Annotated in this window: 21 protein-coding genes; all 21 read left to right on the top strand. The window is 47.1% G+C overall.

The features are described from left to right. Positions 1-14 precede the first annotated feature (14 nt). The 21 genes from HMPREF9473_RS24290 (at position 15) to HMPREF9473_RS24190 (ending at position 18937) form a co-directional block, all read left to right on the top strand. Positions 15-1079, top strand: a complete 1065-nt coding sequence (locus HMPREF9473_RS24290) for a Bug family tripartite tricarboxylate transporter substrate binding protein (RefSeq protein ID WP_006782881.1) — start codon at positions 15-17, stop codon at positions 1077-1079. A 30-nt stretch (positions 1080-1109) separates the two neighbouring features. Then, positions 1110-1574, top strand: a complete 465-nt coding sequence (locus HMPREF9473_RS26590) for a tripartite tricarboxylate transporter TctB family protein (RefSeq protein WP_006782880.1) — start codon at positions 1110-1112, stop codon at positions 1572-1574. A gap of 10 nt (positions 1575-1584) precedes the next feature. After that, the gene (locus HMPREF9473_RS24275) at positions 1585-3078 is read left to right on the top strand and encodes a tripartite tricarboxylate transporter permease (protein WP_006782879.1); all 1494 of its coding nucleotides are present in this window, start codon (positions 1585-1587) and stop codon (positions 3076-3078) included. A 20-nt stretch (positions 3079-3098) separates the two neighbouring features. Beyond that, positions 3099-4283: a metal-dependent hydrolase family protein gene (locus tag HMPREF9473_RS24270; RefSeq protein ID WP_034860120.1), complete on the top strand. Its 1185-nt coding sequence runs from the start codon at positions 3099-3101 to the stop codon at positions 4281-4283. A gap of 12 nt (positions 4284-4295) precedes the next feature. Continuing rightward, on the top strand, positions 4296-5465 hold the full coding sequence (locus tag HMPREF9473_RS24265) for a metal-dependent hydrolase family protein (protein WP_006782877.1): 1170 nt from the start codon (positions 4296-4298) through the stop codon (positions 5463-5465). A gap of 183 nt (positions 5466-5648) precedes the next feature. After that, positions 5649-6347, top strand: coding sequence for a LytR/AlgR family response regulator transcription factor (locus tag HMPREF9473_RS24260; RefSeq protein ID WP_006782876.1), 699 nt, complete (start codon positions 5649-5651; stop codon positions 6345-6347). A gap of 34 nt (positions 6348-6381) precedes the next feature. Next, positions 6382-8292 carry a vWA domain-containing protein gene (locus tag HMPREF9473_RS24255; RefSeq protein ID WP_347509673.1) on the top strand — a complete coding sequence of 637 codons (1911 nt, stop codon included), beginning with the start codon at positions 6382-6384 and terminating at the stop codon, positions 8290-8292. A 29-nt stretch (positions 8293-8321) separates the two neighbouring features. Next, entirely contained in the window at positions 8322-10505 is a 2184-nt protein-coding gene (locus tag HMPREF9473_RS24250) for a hypothetical protein (protein WP_006782874.1), read from the top strand. Between the two features lie 40 nt (positions 10506-10545). Continuing rightward, on the top strand, positions 10546-10977 hold the full coding sequence (locus tag HMPREF9473_RS24245) for a hypothetical protein (RefSeq protein ID WP_006782873.1): 432 nt from the start codon (positions 10546-10548) through the stop codon (positions 10975-10977). 18 nt (positions 10978-10995) lie between these two features. Further along, a complete protein-coding gene (locus HMPREF9473_RS24240; RefSeq protein WP_006782872.1) occupies positions 10996-11424 on the top strand; it encodes a hypothetical protein in 429 nt (142 codons plus the stop codon). An 84-nt stretch (positions 11425-11508) separates the two neighbouring features. Continuing rightward, positions 11509-11871 (top strand): DnaJ domain-containing protein, encoded by a 363-nt coding sequence (locus HMPREF9473_RS24235; RefSeq protein WP_006782871.1) that lies wholly within the window; start codon positions 11509-11511, stop codon positions 11869-11871. Between the two features lie 12 nt (positions 11872-11883). Then, the gene (locus HMPREF9473_RS24230; protein WP_006782870.1) at positions 11884-12441 is read left to right on the top strand and encodes an FHA domain-containing protein; all 558 of its coding nucleotides are present in this window, start codon (positions 11884-11886) and stop codon (positions 12439-12441) included. A 28-nt stretch (positions 12442-12469) separates the two neighbouring features. After that, a complete protein-coding gene (locus HMPREF9473_RS24225) occupies positions 12470-12985 on the top strand; it encodes an FHA domain-containing protein (RefSeq protein ID WP_006782869.1) in 516 nt (171 codons plus the stop codon). Further along, positions 12982-13560 (top strand): PP2C family protein-serine/threonine phosphatase, encoded by a 579-nt coding sequence (locus HMPREF9473_RS24220; RefSeq protein ID WP_006782868.1) that lies wholly within the window; start codon positions 12982-12984, stop codon positions 13558-13560. The genes HMPREF9473_RS24225 and HMPREF9473_RS24220 overlap by 4 nt, the downstream gene beginning before the upstream one ends. Beyond that, positions 13550-13822: a hypothetical protein gene (locus HMPREF9473_RS27150; protein ID WP_006782867.1), complete on the top strand. Its 273-nt coding sequence runs from the start codon at positions 13550-13552 to the stop codon at positions 13820-13822. Before HMPREF9473_RS24220 ends, HMPREF9473_RS27150 begins: the two co-directional genes overlap by 11 nt. 26 nt (positions 13823-13848) lie before the next feature. Further along, entirely contained in the window at positions 13849-15747 is a 1899-nt protein-coding gene (locus HMPREF9473_RS24215; protein ID WP_006782866.1) for a PP2C family protein-serine/threonine phosphatase, read from the top strand. After that, the gene (locus HMPREF9473_RS24210) at positions 15744-16292 is read left to right on the top strand and encodes a hypothetical protein (RefSeq protein ID WP_138669738.1); all 549 of its coding nucleotides are present in this window, start codon (positions 15744-15746) and stop codon (positions 16290-16292) included. The genes HMPREF9473_RS24215 and HMPREF9473_RS24210 overlap by 4 nt, the downstream gene beginning before the upstream one ends. Continuing rightward, positions 16241-17386 (top strand): hypothetical protein, encoded by a 1146-nt coding sequence (locus tag HMPREF9473_RS24205; protein WP_187388730.1) that lies wholly within the window; start codon positions 16241-16243, stop codon positions 17384-17386. The genes HMPREF9473_RS24210 and HMPREF9473_RS24205 overlap by 52 nt, the downstream gene beginning before the upstream one ends. Positions 17387-17400: 14 nt before the next feature. Beyond that, a complete protein-coding gene (locus tag HMPREF9473_RS24200) occupies positions 17401-17775 on the top strand; it encodes a hypothetical protein (RefSeq protein WP_006782863.1) in 375 nt (124 codons plus the stop codon). Positions 17776-17801: 26 nt separating this feature from the next. After that, positions 17802-18104, top strand: a complete 303-nt coding sequence (locus tag HMPREF9473_RS24195) for a hypothetical protein (protein ID WP_006782862.1) — start codon at positions 17802-17804, stop codon at positions 18102-18104. Next, a complete protein-coding gene (locus HMPREF9473_RS24190; protein ID WP_006782861.1) occupies positions 18101-18937 on the top strand; it encodes a hypothetical protein in 837 nt (278 codons plus the stop codon). The genes HMPREF9473_RS24195 and HMPREF9473_RS24190 overlap by 4 nt, the downstream gene beginning before the upstream one ends. Positions 18938-18980 lie beyond the last annotated feature (43 nt).

Raw genomic sequence — 18980 nt, 5'->3', positions numbered from 1 at the left:
AAGGAGAAGAGAACATGAAAAAAATGATAGCATTTGCATTGAGTGCAGTAATGGTGATGGGGTTAACTGCATGTTCAAGTGGAACACAGACAACACAGACGGAGCCGGCGAAGACGGAGACAGCCGCCACAGCAGAGACAGCAAAACAGGAAGCGGGGGAAAATGCGGAAAGCGGTGAGGCGGCCGTGTGGCCAATCGGGACCGTTACGGTAGTGGTGCCCGCAGCAGCGGGAAGCACCCTGGACTTAAATGCCCGTATTATGACCACCTATTTACAGAATAAAACCGGATGTCCTTTCGTTGTCACCAATGATGTGACAGGAAACGGAACCGTAGCCTATGAGACCGTGAGAAATGCAAAACCGGACGGTTCCACACTTCTGTTTACCCAGAATTTATTTATCCAGGCCCGCGGTGGCATCTATAATCAGGAACCGTGGGATAACTTCGAGGTAGTGGGAGACGGCGGAGAGAATACGGAGGCATATATTTTAGTTGCCAAGTCAGGAAAAGAATATTCCAACTGGGAGGAGTTTGCAGAGTATGCGAAAGCTCATCCGGGTGAACTGGTAGCCGGAATTCAGAATGGTGGTCAGGCCCACATGCTTCAGGCGATTTTAGGTGAGCAGGCCGGTCTGGAGTTCCAGATGGTGGAGGCAGGTTCTTCCGCTGATAAAATTACCGGAATTTTAGGCGGCTACATAGATGTGGCGTTTGTATCGACACCAACCGGAGCCGGTTATGTGGAAGCAGGTGATTTAATTGGTCTGATGACAACGACACCGGAGAGAAGCACCTTCAACAGTGAGTGGCCTACATCGGCGGAGCTTGGCTATCCGGACGTGAAGATTCTCACAAGAACCTCCTGGTTTGTGCCAAAGGGAATGGATGCCCAGTTAAAGGAAGCCATCAACAGCGCGTTTGCAGGAATGGAGACAGATGCTGACGTGGAAGAGCAGTTAGGAAAATTATCAATCAAATACACCCACTATTCCATCGAGGAGTCAGAAAATCTTGTAAAAGAATCCGATGAGCTTTTGAAAGAGGGCTATAAGTTGATGGAAGCAAGTCAGTCATAAGCAGCTGAAGGGAGAGAAGGGGTTGCGCAGATGAAGAGTTTAAATAAAGATAAAGTGATAGCGTTCTGCTGTCTGATACTGGGAATTGTATATGTGGCCGGTGCGCTGATGCTGCCGGAGACAAACCTGGCGAAAGACCCCGGACCCAAGATTTTCCCAATTATCGGCGGTTCGGTGACCATACTAAGCAGCCTGGCGATTTTGCTCAAAAAATATGTGGAGCAGCCGAAGACGGCTTACACAAAGGAGCAGTGGAAAAAGGTTGGAATCATGTTTGGAATGTTTGTTCTGTATGCCGGTCTGCTTTGGCTGGTGGGCTACGTGATCGCTACACCAGTGCTCCTTGTGATTACCAGCTTTCTGTTTACGGAGGAGGACAAAAAAGTTGCTTTGTGGAAGAAACTTCTGTTTGCCGCGATACTTACCGGAGCTCTGTATTGGATATTTGCAAAAGTTCTGGTGATGCTGCTGCCGATGGGAATCTTGTTTAAGTAGGAGGAGAAAAATGGAAGCATTGAGCGTTGCGCTTGGCAATTTGGCCAATCCACTTGTACTTGTCCTGTGTGCGGTTGGAGGAATTTTGGGAGTAATATTGGGGGCAATTCCAGGACTGTCCGGCGGTCTTGCTATCACAGTCATGCTGCCGATGACATTCACTATGAAGGCAGAGATAGCCATTCCATTTCTGATGGCCATCTATGTGGGAAGTATGTCGGGAAGCTATATCGGCGCCATCCTGCTGGGAATTCCCGGGACACCTTCCTCCATAGCCACGGTGTACGACGGGTATGCATATACAAAAAAGGGGCAGACGGTGAAGGCTTTGTCACTGGCTACCATGTGTAATTTTATCGGAACCGTTCCTTCTGTTCTGATTGCCATGTTTTTAAGCTCCGTCATTGCAAAATGGGCGGTTCAGCTGGGCCCCTGGGAGTTCTTCTCTCTGGGAGCCTGTGCTATCATCATGGTTATCTCCCTGTCAAAGGGAAATATGGCAAAGGGGCTTTTAGGGGCTGGTCTTGCGATATTGATTACGTCCATCGGAACCTCCCCCCTGTGTGGAACCCAGAGATTTGCATTTCATAACTATTATTTATCCGGCGGTCTTCCGCTGACAGGCGTGATGCTTGGCCTGTTTGCTGGACGAGTACTGATTGATGAGTACGCGAAGGGCTCAGAGTTAAAGGGAGCCGATGTGAAAGTCGGACGGTTTACATTTCCGGGGAAGGAACTGCTGTCCAATGTGGTGAATATGATTCGCTCTTTTATCGTAGGACTTTGGATTGGATTTCTGCCGGGGCTTGGAGGCTCCCTGTCAAACCAGATGGCCTATGCCATGGCCAAGAATTCCTCCAAACATCCGGAGGAATTCGGGAACGGATGCCCGGACGGTGTGATTGCTCCTGAGGTTGCAAACAATGCATCTCTAGGAGGCGCGTTGATTCCGTTTATCGCTCTGGGGATTCCGGGGGATATGGTTACCGCACTTTTGCTGGGGGCTTTGACCATTCAGGGAGTAGAGACTGGTCCATTGATTTTTAGAAATGCACCGGAGATTGTGTACCTGATTTTTGGAGCCTGTGTTGTAACTGCGGTGATTGTAGTATTGTTCCAGATAATTGGAATGCCGCTGTTCCCTATGCTGTTAAAAATTCCGCGCCATTACTTATACCCGGCAATTTTTGTCATCTGCATTACCGGGGCTTATACCAGCAGTAGTAATCTGTTTGCAGTGATTGTGGTGGTGGCAGCCACGGCGTTTGGTGTGCTGATGGCGGTTATGGATATTCCGTCAGGACCGTTTATGCTGACTTATGTGCTGGCCAGCGTTTTGGAGAATAACTTAAGAAAAGGTGTCAGCTATGCGAAAAACGGTTACGCGTCCTTCTTTACCAGACCGATTTCCTGTATCCTGTTGATTGTGGCGTTGATTCTGCTGGTTATGCCTTTTATCCAGGAACACCGAAGAAAGAAAAATGCCCGGAAGGTGGATGCTTGAAGTTATTAGGAGAGAAAATGATGAGTACAGTAATTGAAAACATCCGGATTATCACCGGAAATGGTGACGTGATGGAGCATGGTTCTTTAAAATATGAAGGAGATACAATTGTAGAAATTGGGGCAGGGAAGCTGTCGGGAGATACTTATATTGACGGTAGTCATAAGACTATGATTCCGGGGCTGTTTGACTGTCATGTTCATCTGGGCATGGAGGTACCGGAGAATGGAAAGGGCGCAGACCCGGACAATGAGACGGAGTTTGGAGTGAGGCTCATGCGGCAGTGTTTGGAATTTCCCAAATACGGCGTGACCTGTGTGCGAAATATGTCCACGGAGCTGGACGGGGATTTGACGGTCAGGGACGTGCTGGAACAGGAGCATTATCCGGCAATCCGGATACTGGCCAGTGGTGGGGCCATCTCCATTACGGGTGGCCATGGCAATTTGGCTGAAGGATTTGACAGTGCGGATGAGGTGCTATCGGAGACCAGACGGAAGATTAAGAAGAACATGGATGTCATCAAATTCGTGGTTACCGGTGGAATGGCTACGAAGGCGTCGAAACCGGGAAGTGTGCAGTACTCGGTGGAAGAGCTTAAGCCGGCAGTGGATGAGGCAAAAATATGCGGAAAAATTACCGGAGCCCATTGCACCAGCCTGCCTGGGGCCAGAAATGCCATCCTGGCGGGAGTGCGCTCTATCGAGCATGCACAGCTGGATGAGGAGACGGTGGAGCTGATGGTGCAAAGGCAGGAGCAGGGAGATGAGATTTTCTATTGTCCGACCTTAATTGCCAGGTACTCCATCCTTCACAATACCAATCCGGAATTTGCCTGGCTGAAAGCAAAAGCGAAGCCGGGGGACATGGAGCGGAAGATGAATGCCGTCCGCCTGTGCCATGAAAGGGGAATTCCGATCTGCGCCTCCACCGATACGAATGCTCCGTTTGTCCATATCGGAGATGTGCTGGATGAGATAGCCCTTTACACGGAGTGTGGTTTGAGTGAGATGGAAGCTATCCTGACGGCCACCCGTGATGCGGCAAGACTTTGCATGCTGGATGGAATAACCGGCACGCTGGAGGTGGGAAAACGGGCTGATTTTGTCATTCTGTCGGAAAATCCTCTGGATGATATCAGGAATCTAAAACTGGTGGAGATGACCTGCCGCGACGGACAGGTGTTGTATGAGAAGCGTGCATAGGAAAGGGGAACTATGAAAAAGGTAATACATAATGTACGGATTATCGATGGAACCGGCTCGGTTCTGGAACGAGGGGCAATCCTGTTTGATGAGACCGGAATCATAGAAATTTCAGAACATCCCCTGAAAGGTGATTGGGAGCTTGACGGGGGAAGAAAGACCTTGCTTCCTGGGTTGATTGACTGCCACGTCCACCTGGGAAAAGGGGCGCTGGGAAGCGCAGCCACTGAAGTGGAACAGGGGATGTGCATTACGGTTCAGCTGGAAGAATGCTTGAAGTATGGAATCACCACGCTCCGCAATATGGGGACGGCAGATGACTGTGACATCAAGGTGAGAAATTTGATGAATAAAGGGTTGCTGAAGGGTCCGCGGCTGATTGCCAGCGGCCGGGGCATCAGCATCACCGGAGGCCATGGCTGGCAGATGAATTATGAGTGTGACACACCGGAACAAGCGAGAAAGGCCGCCAGAAAAGCAATTTACGCAGGGGCGGATATTTTGAAAATGTTTGCAACCGGAGGAATGGGCACCAAGGGTTCTATCCCCAACGCTCCGCAGCTTAGTGAAGAACAGATGCGTGTCATCTGTGAGGAAGCAGACCGGGTCGGCCTGTTGACAGGCGCTCACTGCACCGGAATTGAAGGTGCCAAAAGAGCCATCCGCGCAGGTGTGCGCTCTATCGAACACATTCAGTTGAATGAGGAGACCGCCCGGCTCATGAAGGAAAAAGGCAGTTATTACTGCCCGACTATTGTGACCAGGTACAATATCATTCACAGTACGGAGCCGGAATACGAATACATGAGAAAGAAAGCCAGTCCCCAGGACTTGGAGAGGAAGAGACGGGCGATTGAACTATGTCTGAACTATGATATTCCCATCTGTGCCTCCACCGATTCTATCGGTACTTTGAAGAATAATGGTTTGACGAAGATGGGAGAAAGCCTGCACATGGAACTGATGATTTATCACGAGTATGGTCTTACCAATATGCAGGCCATCCAGTCGGCCACCAGGACGGCAGCCAGGATGCTCCGCATTGACGATATTACCGGAACGCTGGAACCGGGGAAATGCGCAGATATGGTTTTGATTGACGGAAACCCGGACGAACATCTGGAGGATATACGAAATGTAGTTATGACATTCCGAGGTGGGGAAGTGTTATATCAAAAATAGAGTAACTATATATAATAATTCGAAACGTCTTGCCCTTAAATGGACAGGCGTTTTGTTTTTTGTTACAAATTTCTCCAAAAAAACGACAATTATTTCCAATTTTTACAATTCAACAAAAAATATGATAAATTAATAAAAAAGAGGTCAGCTAAGACCAATTATGGTTTAGGGGAGAGTTTGCATATGATGTTTGTTGCAATTGTTGAGAGTGAAAAGCTGTTTGCGGATTATTTATCAAGTTTATTGTATTCCTGGGTACAAAAAAGAAATAGCCCCAGTTTACTAAGAATTCATATCTTTTCTAGCGGCGAGGAATTTTTAGAGAGTGAATTGAATGATTATCGTGTAATTTTTATGGCAGTCAAATTGGCTGGCAATTTGGATGGGATAGAGACGGCCAGATGCGTGAAGAAGATGGGATATTCCACTCCTGTGGTGATTACGACATTATATGAGGAATATGTTTTTGAGGGATATCAGGTGGATGCCCTGGATTATCTTATCAAACCTGTGTCGCCGGAAAGGCTCGAGGCATGTATGGAGCGTATTATGGAGCAGGATGCTGCCGGAGTCTATACTATTATCACGGCGACTTCTATGCAGAAGATTCCATACAGAGATATTATGTACTTCCAGAGTTTTAATCATTACGTAGAAATTCACATGGCAGACGGGTATCATAAGCAGCTAATCGCTCTTTCCAAATTGGTCCGAACGCTGCCATTGCAATTCTGTCGATGTCATCGCACGATGATTGTCAATATGAATTACGTAAAAAGAATATCAGGCATGGAAGTTGAGATGCAGAATGGGAAATGTTTCCCTATCAGTGCATCGTATTTGAACGAAATGAAAGAATGTTTTTTGAAAAGATTACTATAATTCCAGAACCAAAACAGACCCCCCTTTTTAATTGGTGCATAAAACGACATCGTTCGTGTATGAGTGGTTGTTTCCTGTCGAAATTAATGATATTTTATCAATATGGGCCAAAAGAGGGGGGATTCCTATCAAAATCATAAAATCTATTTCGATTTATCTGATAATTTTTATATTCCTGTTTCACATACATACGTTTGTCTCTTGTGCCGAAGTAGAAGAGAACAGAGGAAGCGAGGTCGTGTTCCTGCTGGACGCCAGTAATTCCATGAATGCTCAGGATAAAAACCGGCTGGCTATCGATGCTATCCGGCAGATGGTGTACGGCCTGCCATCTGACTATCAGACAGGATTTGTCGCTTACAGTACGGAAATCCAGGCGGTGTCAAAGGTTGGAGGCGGAAAAGAAGAGCTGGAGGCGCAGCTGGAACGGGTCCGGTACACCGGCTATACGAATGCCGGCGAGGGGCTGAGTCAGGCGATGGATTTGTTTTCGGATGCGGAGGAGACAGACCGTTACATTGTAATGCTGTCCGACGGCGAAATCGTTATGAAAAAGAACGAGGACACCGAGAAGTCCAGAGCCATGTTTGTAGACGCCGCGCAGCGTGCCAAAGAGCGGGGAGTCAAAGTATATATTGTGGCAATCGGCGAGGAACTCCAGCCGAAGATGCATATTTTTGATGCGGCGGAAATGACGGACGGCGCCATCTACTGGGAGGGGCAGTCCGGTTCCATATCGCAGATTTTTGAACAGTTGATGTTCCACCGCTTTCAGGTGCCGAAACGCTTGGCAGGCACCACCGGAGGAGGAAGTGGAAACTTTCAGATAAAGCTTCCCGGCACAGGCGCGTCAAAGTCCAAAATTTTGTTGACCGCATCCCATGGAATCAGCAATGTAACCGCTGACTATACGGCGAAGGACGGAAGTCTTTATTCCGGCCAAAACTTCAGTGTTGTACAGATAGACAGCCCCTATGAAACGGAGGTGGATGTCCGGTTTGAAGCTCCCGAATCCTCCATTGTTCAAGCGTATCTTATGACAGAGTTTCAGGCGGAGCTGGTTACCCAGATTGCGTATCGGGGAGAGGAACAGCCCCGCAGTGAGGAGGAGATGAAAAAGGAGATTCCTCCTGAATACAAGCACTATGCCGATATCACGATATGGGCGGCGGAGGCGGGCAGCCAGGAAACCAGTATCTGGGACTGTGACTATTATGCGGGACAGAAAGTCACCTATACCATCAATGGAATCGAGTATACAGGGACCATTCAGGATGGAAAACTGGAGCAGTCTCTGGAGATAGACGGCATGGATTATCTTTCTGTGCTGGTGGATACGGGCGGATTTGCGGAGCAGTATTTTATGGAGCAGCCGGTGGAAGCTGCGCTTGTCATCCCGCCAGACCCGGAGCCGGAACCGAGACCGGACTATCGTCCCTTATGGATTGGACTTGGCGTTCTCGCCGCCGGATTACTCCTGATTCTCTTTCTCTGGGTGAAAAAAAGCCGAACTACCGTTATCTATATGGCGCAGTCACCGGCGGCCAGAGAATCCGGCAAAAAGCTGGAGACAAAGAACTGTGATTACACCGGCAAGTTTAACATGTATGTCATCCGCACGGAGAGCGGCCGGGATATTCCGCCGCAGACCTTCCGCCTGTTTGGCCGGAAAGGCGGGCGAATGACGCTGGATTGGATACTGAACTCCTGTGGCTTGAAATTTGGAAAAATAGGAGCCGATGATATCACGTTTTATCCGGGGCCGGACCAGTCCATCATCATTATGGACCAGTCGGAACGGTGCACCGTTCTGCGGGGGACAGAGATTTTAAAAAAGGGAATGGGGTACCCGGTGTTCTTTGACGAGAAGCTGACGATTTGTTTTGAGGACGAGACAACGGAGATGGAGATTCATTACAAAAATTTAAAACCCAGTGAACGTTAAGAGCACCGGGAACAATAAGGAGGAACAAGATGGCAAACGTAATTAAACAAACCAACAGGACCATGTTAATGGAGACATTAAATCCGGAAAAAATGGATTTATTGACCCTGGTTGGGGATGTAAGAGGGATGGAGAGTCTGTCCGACGACAAAATTAAGGAGATAAACGAGCATCTGATGGTGCGGAGTTTTGACGAGGTTCTGGAAAAATTCAGCCCGGCGGTCTACTGCTATTTTAACGCCAATAATCAGAGAGTCTCCTATCGCCTGGACAAGCCGGAGGGCGTCCCCGAGGAAATGATTACGGAGATTCCACTGAACCGTCAGAATGAGTTTATGAACATGCTCATGTCCATGGTTGACACGAAACGTTCCGAGGGAAGAATCAATGTGGATTTCAAGTTTGAGAAAATCACGGATATGATTTCACCGAAAAAGGTCATGGATGACATCCGCCAGAACCGGAAAGAGCTTCAGTATACATACGGGGAGTACGCCAAGTTAGATGACGGCGACCCACACAAAAAGGACTTGGCGGACAAGTTAAACGTGATGTTCGAGGAGGCCAGCGCCAACTATAACAACGTGATGGCGATGCTCCCTCTGGCCATCGAGGACACCAAGACTCGGCTTCTTCTGGGAGACGGCTCGGAAAAGAAAGACAACACCCCGCTGGCTCTTGGAGTCCTGAGCATGGGGGAGACCGGGGAACTGCGAATCCTGGAAGCTCCGAAAGCGGAAACCACGGCATTGGCCACAGTGGATGACAATGTAAACGCCGGCCTGATTGCCGCGTTAAAAGAGGACTATGAGGCGCTCAATGAGGAGAGCAACGACTATGTGACATCCCTTGTGGCCAGGACGTTCTGCCCGCTGGCTTCCACCATGGAAAGCCAGATTGACAAAGAGCGGGAGGTGGCCAATTACAATGAGTATCTGGAATTTTATAAAGAGTCCAAAGATGAGTTTATCAAAACAGTAAAACCGTTGATGGAAAAATTACTTGGCATCTGGTGTTTCTTCGAGCAGTATCCAAGAAAAGTGAAGGGAATGAAGCCGTCTCTGCTGATTACCAATGTGGAAAACGAGCTGATGGCTAAGTCCAGCAACATTTCCAGATTAATCACTTACTTAAGCACGGTCAATGCCAAAAATGATTTCAGCAACACGGTCTGGTATGCCATTGTGCCTTCCGTCTCCCTGGACCAGTTCTCAAAGATGAAGCTGACAAGAGAGCGGTTTAAGGGAAATACCGTGTCAGTCAAGACCGATGTAAACAGTGTGGAATCCCTGGGGCGTTTGATGGACGTGTTTAAGGATTACGCGGTACAGTGTTTCTTCAGCTATGAGACAGGCGACAGTACTACCTTCAATGCGCTGGCCACGGAAGGAATCGAGAAATATGAGGACCGCTGCGCTCCCCTTATGGGAAAACCGTTCAGCGAGTATGCGATTCCGTGTCTTCCCAACTTCACCATTATACCAAAGGATAAATCCGGCGTCGTGCTGGACCGCCGCATGGTGATTCGCGATGACGTGGTGGAGTTATCCGGGGAAAAAGAAGACATTATGAAAATCTGGATAGACGGTGTCTATGTGGGAGCGGCCTATGTGGCAGCCGGAATCGCCGCCGCGTGTCAGTGCCCGGAATACCTGCGGGATAAATTTGGCAGCCGGTTCAAGATAGACCCGGAACTCCCCGGAGTGCGCTACGATATTGAGGCGGATAACCACGCGCTGGTGACTTACACCAGTATGGCGAAAGAAATCACGGGATTTACCAATTCCATCAAGGCCGATATCAATCGCAAGAATTTTGGGTTTGTATTCTCTTCCGAAAATGCTGCCCTCAATGGAACGGATATCACGAATATCATGGTTTACAAAGCCAGAAACCTGATGTCAGACGGCTATACCTTTGAACCGATTTATAAGACACAGGTCACCACATATATTGAACGCGTGATGCGGCATGGTACGGGGGACTTCAAGGAGGACGCCATTGTCTCCTTCTTCTCCAACAATCCGAATAGCCAGAAGAGCCAGTGGCTGGCCAAGAGAGAATGTTTAAACGCTATTTTAGGAAATGGCGATGACATTGAATACATCATTGACGAAGAACTTGGATTCTGTACGTTGAACATCACCTTTAACGGCAATGTAAAGAATCTGGAAGTGGAAATCAACCGCTTGAATGCTGCCAGCAGAGCATAGCTCTGTTCAGATAAAATCAAAAAAGTAAGGAGGAAGACTTATGGGATTCAGATTGAAAGTTACCGGCGGGTCGGAGGAGATTGCCTTTGACGAGAGAAGTATCATCAAAGTGGATTTTGATTCCAAGTCAGCATTGGATTCCAATGCAAGAGCAACTGATTACAGCCTCTCCGTGAAAATCTGGGGAAAAATGCTGTACAAACTTGGAGGCGAGGGCAGTGACCCGACGTTAGGCCTGGCACAGTGGTCACAAGTGCCGTCTGAGAAAGCCGAGTGCTACCGTGGCGTGGAAATCACCGTGGTATCCGCAAGCCAGATTGTGCGCCAGTTCAAGCTCCCCAACGCGTTTGTGATGGAGTATACGGAAGAGGTGGATGATGAGGCAGGCGTAGGAACCTTTTACATCCATGTGAAACAGAAAAAAGATGAGAACGCTGCTGTAAGCATTGAGGGCGGTTTTGGCGGAGAATAAGGAAAGGAGGAATCAGTCATGTCATATAAAGTAACAATTGAAGGTACCGAGAGTTTTGAGGTGGCAAAGGAATGTGTCAGAAAAGTGACATTTACAACCGATATTCCCCTGGATGCCAACGCCAGGACAAAGGATGTGGGAAGTACGCTGACCATTACCGGTAGAATATTGACAGCTGTGGACGGCGACCCGTTTGACAGCACAAGAAAGATGGCCATATGGTCTTCCATTCCGGCGGAAAAGTCTGACTGTTACCGGAAAGTAACGGTGGAGCATGTGGCGGCAGGCGTGATGGAGAGAAAGTATTACTTCCCCAATGCATTTGTAGTTGACTACAAAGAGGATTTTGGAGATGCGGAAGGTACCGGAACATTTACGCTGGTTATCAAACAGAAAAAGGATAAGCTGGGGCTGATTACAATAGAAGGCGGATACCCGGCCGCATAAAGCTGCGTAAGGGCGTGTTCGGATACGGAAAATGGGCACGCCCTTATTCCTATGAAGCAAATATAATACACAGGCAGGTACCTAATGAGGAACTTATATGATATACTGGGAGTAACAATACGAGCGGACCAGAAGGAAATAAAAAAAGCATACCGCACACTGTCCAAACGGTATCATCCCGACAGCAACCAGGGAGACCGGCGGGCTGCGGAACATTTTCATGAAATTACGGAAGCCTATGGCATCCTGAGTGACGAAAAAAAACGGGCTGACTATGATGCCAGACTGAAGGAAGCGGATGTGCGCCCGGAGGGAAAAAAGGCAGCCAAAAAGCCATCCGGAAATAACGGGTATCAGAAAAACGGGTATCAAAAAAATGAGAAAATGAAAGCAAATCCGCTGGATGTATCGGATTTGTTTGAGCGATATATGGGTATCAGAAAATAGGGGGGCTTAGACGTGAACGCGAGGAAAGCCATTGATTTGATGATTGTATGTGTCTGGGGAGCGATTGCATGGATCGCATGGCGGTATGTGGAAAGCGGAGTTATTCGAAATGTACTTGTGGGGGTGTCCGTTGTCTATGTGCTGGGCTTTTCCGTGGGAGCTTATCTGGACAAAGATAGGAGAAAGCTGGCGTTATCCCCCGGCGCTTCCAGGCTGCCGGTGAAGACTGACCATATCACGGAGCTGGCCTTTTTGAGTGAGGAAGATACGGAACTGATGGTGTGGGATTTGTACGGAAAAGTATCCATGGTAATCGGCCGGGATGTCAAAGAAAACCGGGTGGATGTGGATTTGAGCGGCGGCCCCTATGCGAGTATGGTAGATATGGAGCATGCGGTGCTGAACTATTCGAATGGGAACTGGTATGTGGAGGATTTGGGGAGCGTGAACGGACTGGGGATTCAGAAGGCGGAAGACGGCAGATTATACCGACTGTCCCCGGACACGCCGTGTAAACTGGAGCAGGGCGATGTCATCTGTATTGGCATGAACAGGCTGTTAATCCGATAAGACGAAAATGAAGAACAAAGGAGCATGAATGATGGGAAATTTAATTCGCTGCCAGAACGGGCATATGTTTTCAGCCAGAAGATATGGGACAGTCTGTCCTTACTGTCATATCGAGACGGCGACAAAGGAAAAACAGGAGACGGGGAGCACGGAGGAAGAGATCGAAGAGATGCTCTTTGCCCAGGACCTGGCCCCTGTATGTGGATGGATTGTGTGCATCTCAGGCGCCAGACAGGGTAAGGATTATAAGATAAAGTCCGGCAAAAACTTCATCGGGCGGGCAGATGACATGGATATCCAGATACTGGGAGATAACAAGATATCCAGACGCAATCACAGCGTTATCGTGTTTGACCCCAAAAAGAAAGAGACCGTCATCCTGCCGGGAGATTCCAGCGGCATCGTCTACTTAAATGACAACGCGGTCTACACCCCCATCGTGTTGAAATCCTATGACGTCATAGAAATGGGGGACAGTAAATTCGTATTTGTACCATTCTGTGGCGAAAGCTTCATGTGGGAGGACGACGGAGGAAAGTCATGAGTGTTCCTATGATGGCAATCGTGGTCCTCTGCGTGTCAGGTTTTATTCTGACGCTGATCAGGAGCACAATGGGAAGAGAACCAGCCTATGTAAGAGGCAATGGAGGCGGCTGCGGTTCCGGGGCCTGCAAGACCATAGGAAGCCGGCAGGTGCAGGAGGACGAATACGGTGTTGTGGAATCCGAGGATGGCACCATGGCCGTGCTGGCCGACGGAATGGGAAAGCAGTACGGAGGGAAAATAGCCAGCCGTATCGCGGTGGAGTCTTTTCAGGATTTGTTTCAGGATGCCAACGCATTCTACAATCCGCAGTACTATTTCCGGAAAGCATTTCACAGGGCGAACCAGGAGATCTTAAACCAGCTGGATGATGGCCGCGGCTCCGCGTCTGTGGCCGCCGTGCTTTTGAAAAAACAGAAAATTATATTTTGCCTCCGTTGGAAATGTGAAGATAGCGGTCTATCGAAACGGAGACTTAATTCCGGTGACATCCGGCCACACCATCCAGGTCCTTGCAAAGCAGAAGTACATGGAAGGAAAACTGACGAGAAAAGAAGCTGTCACAATGTTACATAACCACCGCCTTTACAACTATGTAGGGCAGGATGATTTTCACGATGTGGAATTCTTTGACACGCCGGTCTCGCTTTATGGCGGGGAATATGTGGTATTGATGAGCGACGGACTTTATGAGGGAACCAGCTGGAAATCGCTGGAAGACTGTCTGGCGGTGGAGGAAAGCTGCGAGAAAAAAGCGCTCCATATGATAGAGCTGATTAATCAGAGTGAAGAGAAAGATAAGGACAACGCATCAGTAGTATTGCTGCGTGTGGATTGAATGACCATGAAGGAGGAGCGCATATCATGAGGAAACAAAACAGCGTGTTTAAGACCGCCTTTTTGTCGGAAGCAGGCAGTGAACTGAACAATCATGATTACTTTGCATATGTGGAGCTGGATGAATTTGCCTGTTACGTGCTGGCAGACGGTCTCAACGATTTGGGGGAGGCGGAAAGTGCAAAACTGGCGATCGAGACGATTATCTTAAAATTCCAGGAGCATCCGTCCATCAAGAAAAAAGCGGTCAGCTCCTACCTGCACGCGGCCAATGAGGCGCTGCTTCATTCCGGAAGCAAGGAGCGGCTGAAAGCATCCATCACCGTGCTGGTGTCCGACTACGCGTCGATTCGTTATGGCTTTGCCGGAAACACAAGACTGCGCATGTATCGGGACGGAAACATGATGGAGCAGAGCCGGGATATGTCCTTAAGCCAGGAACTGTTAGGCCGGGAGAAGATATCGGAGGATGTGGTTTCGAAACATGAGGAGCGCAACAATCTTTACGGATATCTGGGCCAGGAGCAGGGGTTCAGCCCGGACATATCGGAGCGGATCAAGCTGGTAAACGGAGACATTATCACGCTGTATACCCGGGGAATCTGGGAAAATGTGGACGAAGGGGAACTGGACGACGTCTTTTCCGAGGCGAAGGATGAGCCCCAGGAGAGTCTGGACAACGTGGAGGAACTGCTGCTGGCAAGACAGCCGGAACAGCTGGAAAACTATACGCTGGCCGTTCTTTTCGTAGATAAAGTCTATTTGGACCCGAACCGGGCGAGGAAGATAAAAAAGAGAGTGACCGTGGCCGTGATAGCCATCCTTGTGATTCTGTGCGTGTGCCTGGTGACATGGATTGTTAAGCGGGTACATAGAAATGCGGTAGACAGCATGAATCAATATTATGCTGACACCGTGGATTACATCCATGACCAGAATTTCGTGCGGGCCGGGGAGGAGTGCAAGGAGGCGCTGAAAGGAGCGAAAAAACTTCGCGACAAGAAGAAAACAGCAGAACTTACGGCCTATTTGAAACTGATAGAGGCTGTGAATGAAGCCGACGATGCCTATGGAAGTGGAAAATACGAGGACGCCCAGGCCGGCTACGTGACAGCCAGGGAGCGCTCCCGGTACGCGGACCATGTGGCGGATTCCTACATTGAGAAACGTTTATCAGGCGTCACAAATTATTTGTCCGTGTTTGACTATATTCAGCTGGGAGACAGTTTGACGGCCCAGGGAGATTATGTCAGGGCGGAAGAAAAATACCTGGAAGCCAAGCGGATGGCAACGGCGGCGTATTACCCGGAGGGAAGAACAAACGCCATGGAGGCCCTGGAAGCGATGTACACAGCCAGGGATAAGGCGGAGGAAGAAGAGGAGAAAGCAGCCAAAGCCAGAGCCGCAGACGAGATAGGGGCCGCGGAACTGGCATTAAAGGGCGACAAGGCGTTTGAGGAAGGCGATTATATGGGCGCCAATGCTTTTTACACCATGGCAATGGAAAAATACCAGGAGCTGGGTGACGAGAATCACACAGTAACGCTCCAGGTTAAGATACAGTCAGGAAATGCAAAGACAGAGGAACTGGCGGAAAAAGAGATGGAGGCCGATACATATCTGAGCCTGGCGGAGGAGGCAGAGGCCGCCGGAGATATGCTGGAGGCGAAGAAGCAGTACCTGAGTGCAAAAAATGTTTATAAGAATCTTAATCAAGAGGAAAAGGTGACGGAGATTGATGGGATTTTGGATGTGGTGAATGCGGAGATTGAGCAGCAGGCGGAAGAGAAAGAGAAGATAGCGGCGCAGGAAATCAGTGAGGAAGATGGAAGCGTGGAAGAGGAACCACAAGGAAAGGACAGCAAAGGAGAGGCTGTGAAAGCAGAAACAGGACCGGGGGTTGAGGTTCGAGAGGGGGAGGCGTGAGTATGGAGTATTTTCGTATAAGTCAGGATAAGCGTTATACTCATCCACCGGTAATAACCAATTTAAATGACATCATTCAAAGAAGGACCCAGCTTTCGGAGGAGGAAGCGCAGGAGGTGGCGGATATCAATGTGGCTTTTGCTAAACCAGAGAAGACACTGGACTTTGTGGATGTTTTGGATAGTCAGATGTTTTTAGTTGGGGAACAGGTACGAGATGTATTTGGTATGTATGAACCATTATTGACTTTTAAATCGGTCTGCATTCTGAATAATATGACTGGAGATTACAGGAATTATTATGCACCTGTATTTCGGACGATAGACTGCTATTCAGAGAAAAGTGAGGCAAATCGTAACCGGAGCATTATTGAAAAACTGGTGCTTAGAGAATCAGAAATAAGAAATTTGGGGATTTTTAAGGTGGGAAATGTAGGAACGGAGGTGGTGGTAATTCGATTGGACGTGGCAGAGAGTCTTTTGCGAAGGGGAATATGTCAATTCTGGTTGGAGCGGGTTCAATTGGAGGGGGAAAAATCGTTATGAAAAAGTGGCTTTTATTAATCGTAAGTTTAATTATTATAGGAATTGGAAGTCTGATTTACCAGAGTGCCAGAACGGATACAAATGGTTATTTGGAATTAGCAGAAAAATTTCAAAAGATGGGTGCAGATGACCAGGAACTTTTTAATTTACGAAAAGCACTGGAAAGCTCCATTAAGGAAAATGGAAATGTATCACTGGAAACGGCAGAAATATATAGAAAATTGGGAAACAAAGAAAAGAATTTGACTCAGGCAGCAGAAGATTTCGATAAGGCAATTTTGATATACGAGATGGAAGACGTTCAAAAAATACCGGATACCTATTACGAAAAAGGTTATAAGCTGTTATGGGGAGGGAGTAAGACACAAGAAGAGGCGTTGGAATCATTTTATGAGGTGATTCGTCTTTATGAAGAAAACCAGTATGAAGATTCTAATAGTCTTTGTATGAGCTATAATTACATTGCTTATTTGCAGGAAGATGTAACTGATAAACTTACGTATTTAAAAAAAGCAGAAGAATATTTTTCCACTTTAACGGAACAGCAAAGCTGGGAGATATCAACCACGATTGAATTGGCAATCGGTCAAATGTTGTTTATTCAGAGTGATTATACGGCTGCACTATCTTATTATGATAGCCTTTTGGAAAAATCAGAGACGATTGAGGAGGAACAGGCCTGGTATATTTATGCTGAGGCGAGCCATATGTCTGGAGCATGTCTGACTTTTCTAAATAGAGCGGATGAAGGGGAGAGCCGAATAAAGAAAGCAATTGAGATTTACAGTGAAAGAGATGACGGTTCCTTGTATTATGAGCAGGCAGTGGCTCATACATTCCTGGCATTTGCTTATGCGAATATGGAGCCGCCGAAACAGGAGGAGGCGTTGGAAGCAGGAATTGATGCTTTTTCGTATTACAAACAAAGAGATGTTATTACTAATATTGATTTAAGAAGTATGGAAGAGATGAAAATATATTTGCAGATTGCCTATGAAAAAATGTACCCAGAAAAGGAGTCCTGGGCGTTTAGAGAGTGGTTTGATGAAAATTGCCAAGTAAAGTCAAGAAACTATCAAATTTATACAAATTAGACCAGGAGGACATAATGGCAGTAACAGATGCAGGTGGAATCAAGGTATTTTGTGATATCCCGTATTTGAAAATAATGGAATTGGAGTCCTTGGAAAGAGTGAATGAACACGCAAATATCAGCATAAAGCTGCAAGTCTCTGAAGAGAGTATATCCTGGCTTGAGATGCATTCTTTGTGTAATAGAGGCTTGCGGATTGATATGATAACAGAAGAAAATACACTAATTAGATTATGCGGTAATATTATCTCTGCTAGGTGGGAGTCATGCAATGATAAGTATTATGTTTCAATATGTGCGTTGTCAACGACAAAAAGAATGGATGAGAAAGAGAATACATGTATTTATCAAAGGATAGGTTTTCCTTATAAAACTTTTATAAAAAAATAGTAGAAAACCATCGTGGAAATATTCTTATGATAGATGGAAGCAGCGAAGTGGTGAGGCAACCCATAATCCAATATCGGGAGACAGATTGGGAACTAATCCGACGATTGGCGGCACAGTTAAATACGGTAGTTATTGTGAATGCTGGCAGTGATAGACCAGAGTTTTCGGTGGGATGTATAAAGGGGAAGGTACATCCCGTTCCATCGTTTTTAAAACTCAAAGAATCTTATTTAGAAAAAGGTTTTGTAATACACACATGGGATAATTATATGCTGGGAGAACAGGTAATAATCGCGAATAAAACTCTGACAGTATTAGAAAAAATATGAAATTAAGCAAGGGCGGTATTGAGTATACCTATCATGTGGGAAATCCGGAAAGGAGTATTTTTAAGGCCGAGGAAAAGTTGAGGGGAGTATCTGTTTGTGGAAAAATTGTTGAGGTGATGGATGAATATGTGAAATTAGATTTTGGTAGAATTGAGGACATATCAGAAATGAGTCAGAATTACAAGTATCGTTATCTTCCTATCACTGGGAACATTATGTATGCTATGCCGGAAAAAGGAACAAAAGTGGAACTCTATTTTCCGACATCAAATATAAAGCAGGCATATGTGCGAAATTGTTTTCTTCCTTCATCGGAATGGTTGGATGAATCTACAAAATGTCTGGTAACCTGTTATGGCAAAGCAATGATAATGGAGCCTGCAGGAATCGTGTGGAGAGCACAATCAGAAAAAGGAAGTCAGGAAATCAGATTGCAGCAAACCGCTGGAATACAGCTGTCAAGTAGCAGAGAAATTATGCTTACAGCCAAAGGTGACATTACATTACAGGCAAGAATGACCTGTATGATTTCGTCAGGGACGGAAATAGAGATGGAGCAGACTGGTACAATAAATTCATTAAAGGTATTCGGGAGCAGCATAAAGATGTCTTCGGAACGGTATGAAACAGCAGCCTCTGATATAGGAGGGAAAGTCCAACAGCAGAATTCAGATTCTATGCCAGAGTGTGATTTATCAGAGATAAAGCAATATGTGTTTGCGGCAATTCCATATCAACAATGTGACCCGCTGACAGAACAGGTACTGGCTTCAACACCAATGATTTTGTCAATATCTTCATCTAAAGATACGGGAGCGGGGTATTCAAGATGATAGGAGATTATAGATGAAGAAACACTATGATGATGAGATTATT

Source organism: Hungatella hathewayi WAL-18680 (genome assembly GCF_000235505.1).
GTDB lineage: Bacteria > Bacillota > Clostridia > Lachnospirales > Lachnospiraceae > Hungatella_A > Hungatella_A hathewayi_A.
Note: the sequence above shows the minus strand (reverse complement) of the source record. Positions and strands in the feature narration are given on the sequence as shown.